The organism is uncultured Porphyromonas sp. (genome assembly GCF_902489635.1).
Classification (GTDB): Bacteria; Bacteroidota; Bacteroidia; order Bacteroidales; family Porphyromonadaceae; genus Porphyromonas.
Map to the genome: position 1 here is coordinate 44,363 of NZ_CABUAN010000008.1, position 12,411 is coordinate 56,773.

The 12,411-nt window shown below is 50.9% G+C and carries 10 protein-coding genes, 1 other RNA gene and 1 pseudogene; 7 read left to right on the forward strand and 5 right to left on the reverse strand.

What is annotated here, in order from left to right:
- Positions 1-17: 17 nt before the first annotated feature.
- The 5 genes from ubiE to greA all read right to left on the reverse strand — a co-directional run bounded on the left by ubiE (position 18) and on the right by greA (position 3,788).
- Positions 18-731: a bifunctional demethylmenaquinone methyltransferase/2-methoxy-6-polyprenyl-1,4-benzoquinol methylase UbiE gene (ubiE, locus tag RDM37_RS02925; RefSeq protein WP_308554845.1), complete on the reverse strand. Its 714-nt coding sequence runs from the start codon at positions 729-731 to the stop codon at positions 18-20.
- Between the two features lie 84 nt (positions 732-815).
- Positions 816-1,760, reverse strand: coding sequence for a phosphoribosylaminoimidazolesuccinocarboxamide synthase (locus RDM37_RS02930; protein ID WP_308554847.1), 945 nt, complete (start codon positions 1,758-1,760; stop codon positions 816-818).
- A gap of 75 nt (positions 1,761-1,835) precedes the next feature.
- On the reverse strand, positions 1,836-2,858 hold the full coding sequence (locus RDM37_RS02935) for a PhoH family protein (RefSeq protein WP_308554849.1): 1,023 nt from the start codon (positions 2,856-2,858) through the stop codon (positions 1,836-1,838).
- A gap of 17 nt (positions 2,859-2,875) precedes the next feature.
- Positions 2,876-3,271, reverse strand: coding sequence for an HIT family protein (locus RDM37_RS02940; RefSeq protein WP_308554851.1), 396 nt, complete (start codon positions 3,269-3,271; stop codon positions 2,876-2,878).
- 46 nt (positions 3,272-3,317) lie between these two features.
- On the reverse strand, positions 3,318-3,788 hold the full coding sequence (gene greA, locus RDM37_RS02945; RefSeq protein ID WP_004330537.1) for a transcription elongation factor GreA: 471 nt from the start codon (positions 3,786-3,788) through the stop codon (positions 3,318-3,320).
- Between the two features lie 1,165 nt (positions 3,789-4,953).
- On the opposite strand from greA, the pseudogene RDM37_RS02950 reads away from it, so the two are divergent.
- The 7 genes and pseudogenes from RDM37_RS02950 to panD all read left to right on the forward strand — a co-directional run.
- Positions 4,954-5,532, forward strand: a pseudogene (locus RDM37_RS02950) (transposase); the annotation flags it as partial.
- Positions 5,533-5,586: 54 nt separating this feature from the next.
- Positions 5,587-6,327 carry a hypothetical protein gene (locus tag RDM37_RS02955; protein ID WP_308554853.1) on the forward strand — a complete coding sequence of 247 codons (741 nt, stop codon included), beginning with the start codon at positions 5,587-5,589 and terminating at the stop codon, positions 6,325-6,327.
- Positions 6,328-6,668: 341 nt separating this feature from the next.
- Positions 6,669-7,072: a transfer-messenger RNA gene (gene ssrA, locus RDM37_RS02960) on the forward strand.
- 452 nt (positions 7,073-7,524) lie between these two features.
- Positions 7,525-8,394 (forward strand): alpha/beta hydrolase, encoded by an 870-nt coding sequence (locus tag RDM37_RS02965; RefSeq protein WP_308554855.1) that lies wholly within the window; start codon positions 7,525-7,527, stop codon positions 8,392-8,394.
- A 325-nt stretch (positions 8,395-8,719) separates the two neighbouring features.
- The gene (locus RDM37_RS02970; protein ID WP_308554857.1) at positions 8,720-11,317 is read left to right on the forward strand and encodes a DNA translocase FtsK 4TM domain-containing protein; all 2,598 of its coding nucleotides are present in this window, start codon (positions 8,720-8,722) and stop codon (positions 11,315-11,317) included.
- 11 nt (positions 11,318-11,328) lie between these two features.
- Positions 11,329-12,018: a hypothetical protein gene (locus tag RDM37_RS02975; protein ID WP_308554859.1), complete on the forward strand. Its 690-nt coding sequence runs from the start codon at positions 11,329-11,331 to the stop codon at positions 12,016-12,018.
- Between the two features lie 26 nt (positions 12,019-12,044).
- Entirely contained in the window at positions 12,045-12,392 is a 348-nt protein-coding gene (gene panD, locus RDM37_RS02980) for an aspartate 1-decarboxylase (protein ID WP_308554861.1), read from the forward strand.
- Positions 12,393-12,411: the final 19 nt, after the last annotated feature.

Genomic DNA, 12,411 nt, shown 5'->3' on the forward strand with positions numbered 1-12,411 from the left:
CTTATTCATTTATGCCTCTAAGCTTCTGCCGTGTATAAGACGCAGATCCCTAGGGGCATTTCTTTATATTGTACCTCACTAAAGCCTGCCCTACGGATCAGTGCCGTCATCTCCTCTCTCTGGGGCATGGCTGTAATAGACGCTGGGAGATAGCTGTAAGCAGAGCGATCGTGAGCGCATAGCTGTCCAATCCACGGGATCAACCGCTTGGCGTAGATGTTATATCCCTGCCGCAGTAACCCTGCACGAGGCTCGCTCAGCTCCAGTATAGCGAGAGCACCCCCAGGTCTTAGGATGCGGTGCATCTCTCGCAAGCCTTGTAGTGGGTCCGAGAAGTTTCTAATCCCCAGTGTGCAGGTCACCGCATCGACCGACTGCGTGGCTAGAGAGAGCTCCTGACAGTTCTCCGCCAGTAGCGTTACAGGCACTGCCTGTGCAGCCCGCTTGACACGCTCAGCAGCCACCGCCAGCATACCCTCCGAGAGGTCCACGCCAACTATCTCACGTACCGACGGCAAGTATCGCGAGAGCATCAGGATCATATCTCCCGTACCGCAGGCCAGATCAGCCACCTGACGAGGCGCATAGTCCGCCAGATGCTCTATGACCTGCCAGCGCCAAGCCAGATCCATACCGCCCGTCATGAGGCGATTCATCGAGTCATAGTGCCCAGCGATGCGGTCAAACATCTGTCGCACGTAGCGAGACTTACCATCTAGAGATACAGACATAGTAATATAGAGATTAGAACCAGCGACTAGGGAGGTTGTACACAGCCCCCTAGTCGCTGGTCCATATATGTAATCAGGTTGTTGTTACTTCTTCAGGAAAGCTAGCAGATTGTTCTCGATACGCTTAGCCACATCTTGGGTCTGCTCCTTGACGAAGGTCTTGCCCGTGATATGCTCGTAGAGCTCTATGTAGCGATCACTCACAGAGGCTGCATACTCAGGCGTGATGGTAGGCATCTTCTGCCCAGCCTTACCCTGGAAGCCCTGCTCTATGAGCCACTGACGGACGAACTCCTTCGAGAGCTGTCGCTGAGGCTCACCCTTAGCTTGGCGCTCCTCGTAACCCTCGAGGTAGAAGTAGCGAGAGGAGTCTGGCGTGTGGATCTCATCGATCAGGATCACCTTGCCATCCTTCTTACCAAACTCATACTTCGTGTCCACGAGGATCAGTCCCCGCTCACGAGCTATGCGTGTCCCCTCCTCAAAGAGTGTCTGCGTGTACTGCTCGATCACCTTGTAGTCCTCCTCCGAGATCAGTCCAGAGGCTATGATCTCCTCACGGCTAATGTTTTCGTCGTGACCCTCGTCAGCCTTGGTCGTTGGGGTGATGATTGGGTGTGGGAGACGCTCATTCTCCTTCAGTCCCTCGGGTAGCTCTATACCGCAGATCGTGCGCTCGCCAGCCTGGTAAGCACGCCATGCGCTACCAGCTATGTAGCCACGTACGATCATCTCCACCTTAAACGGCTCGCAGCGGTGTCCCACCGTAACCATCGGATCGGGAGTTGCTATCTTCCAGTTAGGTACGAGATGTGCCGTAGCGTCGAGCTGCTCAGCAGCTATCTGGTTGAGCACCTGTCCCTTGTAGGGGATACCCTCAGGGAGTACCACGTCAAAGGCTGAGATCCTATCCGTAGCGACCATCGCTATCAGATCGCCCTCAAGGAAGTATACATCTCTCACCTTGCCATGAAAGACAGATTGGATACCTGGGAGAGATAGGTCGGTGTGTGTTAGTGCTTGATTCATTGTATTATGATCAATAATTGATTTGCTAAAAGGCGCTTGCCCTCTCCTCAGCCTAGCCGGGAGAGGACAAAGTTTCTATGAGTCTTTACTTTGATCCTTATCTAAGTCTATATCCTGCTGTTGGCGAGTCTCTTGTGTAGGCCGTCCGCCCTGCAGAGCTTGATGCTCATTGCGATCGTAAGCATCCACAACTAGCTGCACGATCGGGTGACGCACGATATCCTGCGCATCAAAGTAAACAAAAGGTATCTGCTCCACATCGCTCAGGATCCGCTCAGCAATGCGCAAGCCCGAGGTGACACCCCGTGGCAGGTCTACCTGCGAGAGGTCGCCCGTGATAATCATCTTGCTATTGCGTCCGAGACGCGTGAGAAACATCTTCATCTGATGGTGGGTCGTATTCTGCGCCTCGTCTAGTATGACGACCGCATCGTTGAGCGTACGACCACGCATATAGGCTAGCGGAGCGATCTGTATCACATCGCTCTCCATATAGGTGCGTAGGCGCTGTGTCGGGATCATCTCCTCGAGCGCATCGTAGAGAGGCTGGAGGTAAGGGTCGAGCTTGTCCTTCAGTTCGCCTGGTAGGAAGCCCAACTTCTCGCCCGCCTCGACAGCTGGACGCGAGAGTATGATACGTCGTACCTGCTTCTCCTTAAGAGCCTTGACCGCTAGTGCTATCGCTATATAAGTCTTACCCGTACCCGCAGGCCCGATCGCAAAGAGCATATCGTGATCTGCTATGGCCTCCACCATCTCACGCTGGTGAGCGCCTCGGTAACCTATACTACGTCCTCTCGCTCCATAGAGCAGATGATTGGGCGACACCTTGACCTCAGGGAGCTCCTCGCCCGTAGCCAGCTTGCGTATGGTCTGCTCCGTCAGGAGATTGTAGCGCGTGATGTGCTGGACTAGCTTATCGAGGAGTGCCGTCAAGAGCTGTATATCGGTCGTGTCACCCAGTATCTTGATGATCCGATCATGAGCCACGATCCGCAGCTTAGGGTAGAGATTGCGTAGCAAGAGCAGGTACTCACGGTTAGGACCATAGAGTACTGCAGGATCTATCTCCTCTAGGATATATAGTCTCTCTGTCACTAGGCTTTTGATACTCCTTATTTAATATAGGATGCTATCTCGGAGGCGATGCGAGCCATCTCCTCATCGGAAGGCTTCGTAGCGAGAGGTCCGTGAGCCACATCACCCTCACTATTGATCGGTATCAGATGCACATGGGCGTGCGGCACCTCGAGTCCTAGGACTAGCGTAGCCACCTTACGGCAGTGCGTAGCCTCCTGTATAGCGCATGCCACCCGCTTGGAGAAAGCCATCAGCCCAGCCAGCTCCTCGTCCGTCAGATCGTAATAGTAGTCGACCTCACGCTTCGGGACCACCAGTGTATGCCCCAGCTGATAGGGATTGATGTCTAGAAATGCGTAGTGCTCCTCATCCTCTGCAATGCGGTAGGAGGGGATCTCACCCGCTATGATGCGACTAAAGATTGTAGCCATAGAGCATTCGTTTTTTGGGGGGAAAGTATTCAAGCAGCGTAGCCGCCTATCGAGTGATCTCCAGGATCTCAAAGACCAGCGTACCCGCAGGCACCTGTATCTCCGCTATATCACCCACCTTCTTGCCGAGGAGACCCTTAGCAATGGGTGTATTGACCGAGATCTTGTTTTCCTTAAAGTTTGCTTCAGCATCAGAGACGATGTAGTAGCTCTTCTCCTCGCCCTTCTTCTTGTTGAGTAGGCGCACATGGTTCAGTATCTGCACCTCATCAGTCTTAATCTGCGAAGGCTCCAATACACGTGCATTACCCAGCTGAGCCTTGAGCATAGCGATCTTGTCCTCGAGATGAGCCTGCGCCTCCTTAGCAGCATCGTACTCAGCATTCTCCGACAGATCTCCCTTGTCACGAGCCTCAGCAATCTGCTGTGTGACCTTAGGACGCTCCTCAGCCTCCAGTTGCTTGATCGTATTGTTGAGGGCATCGTATCCCTCTTGGGTCATATAGTAATATCCCATAGATATAGATTAGGTGATAATGATTTCTAATTCAGTCTAGTGCATATCCTATGAGTCGCACCACGCGGGCCATCTCTCGGCTGGCGAAAGCACCTCATAGATACAAAACAAATGAGGACTTACTCCCACACAGCACCCTCTATCATCTAGAAGAGCCACATCAGAGAAGCCTCGTCACATATTGAGATGTGCTACGCCGTCTGCACACCTCCCTTACTGGGTGCAAAGGTACTAAAAAAACGTTTCACCCCCTTTCCTTTACTCCCCCCTCCCCTCCGATCGCTCTGTCAGGAGCTACACACGAGCGACAAGCAAGACATAGATGAGGAGACTGTTGCAAAAGTCAACAGTCTCACAATCTTGCTTGCAAGATTGTCCTGACTTTGCAGAAAGGATGAAGCGCAAGGCGCTGAGGGTGAGGTCTGAAGGGAGCATACCTCCGTATGTGACCGAAGCCGAATCCCGAAAGCAACACAGCGATGCGCCTTTATGCAATAGTCTCATGAGGTCACTATATATAGTGTGTCCGCCATGGATTAGCTGTTGGCTGTTAGCTATTGGCTGTTAGCTATCGGAACCATCGGAGCTATCAGAGTGATCGGATCTCTAATCTCTAACTTCTAATCTCTAACTTCTAACCTCCAACCTCTATTTACATATCTTTACGGGGAAATTCGTCCGATTCCCTCCTTTCTCGAATATCCACGTGGGAAATCTCAAATCTCCACGTGGATATTTTTTATTTTCCACGTGGGCGTCATTCATTTCCTCCGAAGTTTCATTTGATTCCTCCGAGGAATTTTTTATTTCCTACCTGGGAAATAAAAAATTTCCACGTGGGAATTTCGAAATATCCACGTGGAAATCAGTTTTCCTCGACGTCGCGCCGTTTTGATATGTAGTCAGTTCTAAATTATTGTGACTAGCCAGCATCGACTCTTTCCAGCCAAGTATGACGCATCATAATCGAATTTTTCAAGAGCCTCGCACAGCGATAGACGAGGAATATAGAGGTAAACGAGCTCATTGTACATAATGCGTCAGCCCTGTTCGTTCCTCGGGCAGCATCGCCCCAGCTATTCGATTTTTTGTACCTTCGCACTAGATGAGTAGGAGAAGCCTTCGCTTGAAGTGAGCCTCCGCCAGACTCAGATACGATCTCTCCCCAGCCTATATAAGCGCAGTGATGGAGTACCAGCCTAAAGCTCAGATAGTCTTAGATCACTTTCATATTATGAAGTTGATGAATGAGAAGATAGATGCTCTTCGCAGAGACCTGTATAGAGAGGAGACAGATCTCAACAAGCGTAAGGTCATCAAAGGTGTTAGGTATTTACTTCTATTAAATGGAGCGGACGTAATGGATGCGTATCACCGCACAAGACTAGATAATGTGCTGGCTATGAACAAGCCTCTAGCTATAGCATATTACCTTAAGGAAGATCTTAGACTATTCTGGCAGCAGGGCTCAAAAGAAAAGGCTGAACTGTTTTTAAAGAAGTGGCTCGAACAAGCAGATGATTCGGGTGTCAGGCATGTCAAACAAATAGCTAAAACCATCAGGCTCTATCAATGGGGCATTCTAAACTGGTATGACCACCGCATTTCCAATGGAGTGGTCGAAGGAATCAATAACAAAGTCAAAGTCCTCAAAAGGGTTGCCTACGGATACAGAGATATAGACTACTTTCAACTAAGACTTTTTGCTCTCCACGATCAGGTCATCACACAAAATCTCGGATGAACCAGAAATTAGAAGATAGATTTCATGTATAAATGGATACTCTAAGGAAGCGTTATGTACAGTTATTATTCAAAGAATTTAGACGAATTAGTTGCATTAGTGATGCAAAACCAAGCAGAGAAGGTAATTGCTCTGATTGAGTCTGGCAAATTTAATAAGAGCCTTTTAGGGGATATTGGCTGTTGTGAACACCCCTTGCCATTGTATAAATTGTCCCTATGCAATATGATCTTGCTTGATACTGACGGATGGAGAAGTAATTTCTTGCCTATAGTAGAGCGAAATAGACAAAACTGTAGGCGGTTATTGAATTACTGGGAGAAGAGGTGGAGCTATCCTATTGACATGCCAATGGATTTTGAAACATATCGATACGAATGTGCTTATTTCAAAGATTGGGATATGGATGAATTGCTTGATGGTGATATGAATGAGCTAAGAGCAATGGGATATGATGAGAATGAAGTAGAACTGTGCTATGCTGTATTGACCTACAAAGCAGATCTGATTCAAAAACAGATAGCCTTGGGAACGAATCCAGATGTTTATATCTCAGCCTCTCTCGCTCCAGGCAAGGGAGAAGCTTGTGATGGTGAAAGCTACAATGCTTTAGATTTTTGTTACACAGTCTATTGTGATGCTTTTGATTGTCACGAATTAGGTGTTTTTTGGAGTGATCCAGAGGTTAGGGAAGTTCAGGCACGAGATGTATATTTGCTTTTAGAAGCGGCAGCCTATAAAGATCTAGAAGAGAGGCTGGAAAAACTAAAATATAGAGCAATAGATAATTGTTGAATGCAGTCCATTTTATCTGTGGATTTAATCATCAAAATGCACATAATCACTTGTGCATGATTATGTGCAGATTCAATAATTAGACACTGATTAACAGAGCGATATGTATCGCTTTAGTTGTCAAAATGGGGCTGGGGATCTTCTCTGCTAGCCCCATTCTTTATATCTTCCACTTGGGTTAGATTCCACATCGCGCCAGCTATTCGATTTTTTGTACCTTTGCGCCAGATGAGTAGGAGGAGTCCTCGCTTGAAGCGAGCCTCCACTAGACTCAGATACGATCTCTCCTCAGCTGAGCGATATAGCGATACGCTAGTCTGGGAGACGCAACATACACTCTTGGGGCTGATTGGCTTTGACAGCGTGTTGTAGTGATTCGTAAGCATGTGGTGCCTGCTGTGACGCACCTTAAAACCTTACTGCGAACCTTTCTAAATGGCGAAAACAACTTTGCTCTCGCTGCGTAGTCGAAGTATAGTACACTAACGCTTCATCCCAGGCATAGATGCCGGGACGAGACATCACCCAGGGGGCCGTTGCTCCGAGGCGCTCTGATACGGTGGTGCATGGATATCGGGGATCGGATGGTGTAGCCTCGTACATCGTCTTAAACTTTAGAGGATAAGGCTTTAGCTCGGTCGCTGTGCTCGTGAGTTGAGGCCCGACAATCAAAGTACAGCTAAACATGTAGAAAGCGCTTTGCCACCATGTTTGGACCGGGGTTCAATTCCCCGCAGCTCCACAACCCCACAGACAGTTAAGTCCCTTCGACTGGGTACGCCTAGTCGGAGGGACTTATCTTATATGGTCACTTACATAAAGAGACTGTTGCATAAAGGCGAATCGCTGTGTTGCTTTCGGGATTCGGCTTCGGTCACATACGGAGGTATGCTCCCTTCAGACCTCACCCTCAGCGCCTTGCGCTTCATCCTTTCTGCAAAGTCAGAACAATCTTGCGAGCAAGATTGTGAGACTGTTGACTTTTGCAACAGTCTCATAAAGAGCCGATCGGGCACCTGCTACCGCATAGTAGGTATTTATCACTAGCACTGCATACTAGATGAAGCATTATCTTTGTCTCCACAGAGCACCTAAGCCCATCCATAGACTCACACAAAAGACCATACAGCTATGAGTATTACCTACAGAGTGGCAGCCTCAATAGTGAGACTCCTAAACATTAAGAGACTCTTTAGAATGTCAGAAGCAAAGATCCTCGCCTTTGCGACTAAGCAGTCTAATAAGTTCAGGCTTCGGCTAGATCAATTCAAGGACTATCACTGCTCCATAGAGGAGGTCGATGGCTTTAAGTGTATCAAGCTACAGGCGACTCCTAAGCCCGCTGCAAAAGCTGTCCTGCTACTTTATGGCGGAGGATATGTCACGCCACCAGATGCGAGAGACTTCAAGATAGCCAAGAGGATTGTCGATCAGACGGGGAGCGATGTGTGGTTTTTCCTTTACCCCCTTATTTTGGAGCAAACACTCGAGGTGACCTTTGAGAAGACGCATCAGCTCTATCGGCTTATGCTCGAGCAGTACGCTCCTGAGCAAATATCGATCTTAGGCTTCTCCTCAGGAGCTTGTCTCGCTATCGGGATAGGACAATACAATAATGAGCAGCGTATGCAGCTACCTAGCCCCAGACAAATCATAGCGGTCTCTCCTGGAGGAATCCCCCTCTCGCTTTGTGAGGGACATGAAGACATGGCAGACGAAGATGCAGACTTCATCGCCTCTCTAAAGGCTCTCTCGGCGCAAGACATAATCGTCGACTACCATTACTTCGGCACCGTCGCTTCGATAATGAACCGACACAAGCGACTGCCTGACTATATGATCAACAGCTGCGTGGGCGACTTCTCGCACTTCCCCAAGACCTACCTCTACTATGGGTCGCACGAGTGTCTCTACGCTTGCGCTCCCTACTATAAGCGTGCATTCGTCCAGTATGGGGTCCCCTATGAGATACATATCGGTGAGGGACTGTGCCACTGCTATCCGCTCTTCCGCTTCTTTCCAGAGGGACGTAAGGCTCAGAACGAAATCATCAATCGCCTAAGATAAGCGTAGCGCACCTTCCCAAGCGAATGGGAGTCTTACGTGAGAGCTTTGCAAAATCCTCCTAGTAGGAAAGGAGTTTCTATCCAAAAGCACTTGCGATACCTTCCGTAAAGAATTAAAGTAGGGCTCTTAGGGACTAACCAAGAACCCTATATGTCGCTATGCGCAATGGTAATCAGCGACAGGCGGTGCCACATGCTAATGCGATCGGACATGTGGAGTGGTGTGCCATTGGCGTAAAAATCGTTACCTTTGCATCAAGCTTTCCTGTAGGAGATCACCACGCATGGTGCAATGCTCACGCTACAGACTTCCTGATTACTACCTCATGGCTACATCCAAAGATAAACCGACAAAAAAACGCTCGGCACAGACTCGCAAGCGTACGAACGCATCTAGCAGAAAGGACTCAAACCCCTCTCGCTCGGTGGGGAGTCGTATGCGCTCGTGGGCGCAGGGCTTACAAAACAATGTCGCCAACAAGCGGTATGGCGAGCTGATCTCGTTTATCTTGGGACTGATCCTCCTTGCCTTCGTCATATACACCTTGGTGGCTTGTGGCTCCTACCTTATGGTGGGGGCTCGTGACCAGAGCATTGTCACGGAGCTAACGCCTTGGGAGGCATTGACACAGACACTCCCCGAGGGGATCGACAGCTCCGTCGCGGAGATACAGAACGTGACTCGTGTACATGGAGCCTATCTAGCACATCGGCTGATGGACGGCTTCCTCGGCTTCGGTAGCTGGTTCTTGCTCATCTTTGGCATAATCTGCGCCCTGCGTATGATGCGCATCACCAAGCGAGGTAGTCTCATCAAAATAACGGTCTATGCCATCTCCCTGAGTCTATGGACGGGCCTCACGGCAGCTGCTATACAAAACATCCTCGGCATGCCCACTTTCTTCCGCTGGGGCGGTGCTTATGGCACACTTTGGCTCGACAAGCTACTGCCAGCTATCGGCTGGCTGGGTGTAGCACTGATCCTGCTTGTCTCGATCATTATCCTCATTGTGGTGATACGCTATGAGTACCTCCAGTGGATGCGCCGAGCTATCGGTCTAGGCTGGGTCAAGCGTCCTAATCGTCGCCGCACGACCGATAGCTCCCTAGAGAGCATCGAGGATGGAGAGGAGCCCACAGGTGAAGAGCCTACAGATACAATTGAAGATGCTGCCCCAGACGATGTGGATGGCGAACCAGACACTGCAGAAGACGATGATGAGGAGGCACCACTTCCTGCTCCGAGCGTCTTGGCTGCACAGCCTGCACCACGCACCACCTCGCAGACGACTACAAACGCTCCTCAGGCACACCGCGAACCCGTCTCCACACCAGCTGAAGAGAGCCTCGAGGGTGGCGTCACGGTAACCGTAGCGCAGGGTGATGCCGATTCGCAGGCGGTCGCCGTCGTGCCACAGAGTGACACACGTCGTGGAGGATATCAGATGCCTTCGCCAGACCTACTGGCAGATGTCGATCAATCTTCGCAAACGATCGATCGGACTGAGATCAAGGAGATCGAGCAGCTCATCATCGAGAAGCTCAGCGATCTGGGCATCGGACTAGAACCGGTCGAAGTGACCATCGGACCGACCGTGACGCTCTACGAATTTAAGCTAGACCCTAAGGTTAAGGTCAACCGCATCCGCAGCCTTGAGGACGATATAGCGATGAAGGTAGAGAGCATCGGCGGAATCCGTATCATTGCCCCGATGCCTGGACGTGGCACCATCGGTATCGAGGTGCCAAACCGCAACCCACGCACCGTCGGTATGAAGGCGCTGATCACTTCGCAGAAGTTTATCACGACCGATATGAAGCTCCCGATAGCCATCGGGCGAACCATCACGAACGATGTCTACCTCTTTGACCTCTCCAAGATGCCGCACCTCCTAATCGCCGGTGCTACGGGTCAGGGTAAGAGTGTCGGTCTCAATGCGCTCATCACTTCACTCCTATATAATAAGCGTCCGGAGGAACTCAAGCTGATCCTCATCGACCCGAAGATGCTAGAGTTTAGCATCTACGAGAGCATCGGTCGTCACTTCCTGACGAAGCTCGAGGACGAGGAGAAGTATATCATCACCGACACAACCAAGGCACTCCCCGTCCTAGAGTCTCTCTGCGTGGATATGGACGGGCGCTACGAATTGCTCGCGCGTGCTAAGGTGCGCAACATCGCAGAGTACAACAAGCTCTTCCGTCAGGGGCATCTACGTGAGGAGGATGGCTTCGTCTTCCTCCCCTACTTGGTGCTCATCGTCGATGAGTTTGCCGACCTCATCATGACCACAGGACGAGCCATCGAGAAGCCTATCGCTCGTCTAGCCCAGAAGGCGCGTGCAGCGGGTATCCACATCGTCCTAGCGACACAGCGTCCTAGTACAGATGTGATCACTGGTCTGATCAAGGCGAACTTCCCCTCACGTATCGCCTTCAAGGTCTCCTCGCAGGTGGACTCTCGCACCATCCTCGACACTAAGAGTGCCAAGGATCTCATCGGACGTGGCGATATGCTTATCAACGACGGCAAGGAGATGCGACGCATCCAGTGTGCCTTCATTGACACACCTGAGACGGAGCGCATCGTGGATCACATATCTCGTCAGCCCTATCCGACAGTGCCTTACTTGCTGCCTGAGCCTCCTGCCACAGAGGGCGCGGCTGGAACTGCTGGTTCTGGAGGTGGTGGCGCGACCGAGCGCGACCCGCTCTTTGAGGAGGTGGCTCGCCACGTCGTACAGATGCAGCAGGGATCGACGAGCAACATACAGCGACGCTTTAACATCGGGTACAACCGAGCTGGCCGCATTATGGATCAGCTCTACGAGTGCGGTATCGTGTCGGCACAAGATGGTAGCAAGCCTCGCCAAGTGCTGATCGCTGATGAGACAACGCTCGATCAACTCCTAGACACTTTCTAAACGGTAATCAAATGAGACCAAACCTCTCCTTATCATACCAGCGACACTCTGCGCCCTTTGCAATGCGTCTCCTGAGTTCGCTCTTCGCTCTGTTCCTGTGTGGTGCTTTTGCCATAGCACCTCTGCAAGGACAGCGCAAAGCGGTCTTTGACCTAAACAAAGCACTCCAACAGTTCGAGCAGCAGGTCAAAAAAGGGGTCGCTATCACCTTTACCCTAACCTCTCAAGGCGCAAAGCCTCAGGAGGGCTACACATGGCTCTACGGGCGTCGCTTTATGCTCAGTATGCCCGGCATGGAGGTGGCCTTCGACGGCTCGACACTGCGCATCATCAATCAGAGCGAGCGCACCTACACCTTGATGACTCCCTCTGAGCAAGACCTCACGGCGATGAATCCGCTCGCTTATATACAGCAGACCTCGCAGCGATACCGCATCACCGAGCGCAAGAGTCCTCGAGGCACGGTCATTTACCGCTTTGTCCCCACACAGGGTACCAACGTACTCGCAGGAGTCAAGTACTATGAGGTGACATTTGACCAGCAGAGTCAGGCTCCTAAGCGAGTCGATCTCTACTTTGACCTAGGCGAGCAGGTCTCTTACACCATTCACAAGATACAGCCGAAGGTGCATATTACGTCACAATCCTTTACCTTTGCACCGCAAGAATACAAATCGCTTGAGGTCGTAGACCTACGCTAGGCCCCTCGCGATCCACACAATAAACTATGTACATACAGGTACTCAAATCTAAGATCCATCGTGTCCGGGTCACACAGGCTGACCTCAACTACGTGGGTAGTATCACCATCGACCGCACCCTCATGGATGCCGTGGGCATACTACCAGGAGAGCGCGTACAGGTGGTAGACTGCAACAACGGCAACCGCCTCGACACCTACGTCATCGCGGGTGAGCCCGACAGCGGGGTCATCTGTCTCAATGGTCCCGCAGCTCGTCTCGTACAGCCTGACGACATCGTCATCATCATGTCTTACGCTCTTATGGACTACGACGAGGCTCGCACCTTCCAGCCTAAGATCATCTTCCCCGATAGCGACACGAATCGTCTATAAACCTCTCATCATCTCAGCA

Excerpts from the sequence above, each read along its gene's own strand:
- ubiE (WP_308554845.1), bottom strand. The coding sequence starts at position 731 with ATGTCTGTATCTCTAGATGGTAAGTCTCGCTACGTGCGACAGATGTTT.
- RDM37_RS02930 (WP_308554847.1), bottom strand. The coding sequence starts at position 1,760 with ATGAATCAAGCACTAACACACACCGACCTATCTCTCCCAGGTATCCAA.
- RDM37_RS02940 (WP_308554851.1), bottom strand. The coding sequence starts at position 3,271 with ATGGCTACAATCTTTAGTCGCATCATAGCGGGTGAGATCCCCTCCTAC.
- greA (WP_004330537.1), bottom strand. The coding sequence starts at position 3,788 with ATGGGATATTACTATATGACCCAAGAGGGATACGATGCCCTCAACAAT.
- RDM37_RS02955 (WP_308554853.1), top strand. The coding sequence starts at position 5,587 with ATGTACAGTTATTATTCAAAGAATTTAGACGAATTAGTTGCATTAGTG.
- RDM37_RS02965 (WP_308554855.1), top strand. The coding sequence starts at position 7,525 with ATGTCAGAAGCAAAGATCCTCGCCTTTGCGACTAAGCAGTCTAATAAG.
- RDM37_RS02970 (WP_308554857.1), top strand. The coding sequence starts at position 8,720 with ATGGCTACATCCAAAGATAAACCGACAAAAAAACGCTCGGCACAGACT.
- RDM37_RS02975 (WP_308554859.1), top strand. The coding sequence starts at position 11,329 with ATGAGACCAAACCTCTCCTTATCATACCAGCGACACTCTGCGCCCTTT.
- panD (WP_308554861.1), top strand. The coding sequence starts at position 12,045 with ATGTACATACAGGTACTCAAATCTAAGATCCATCGTGTCCGGGTCACA.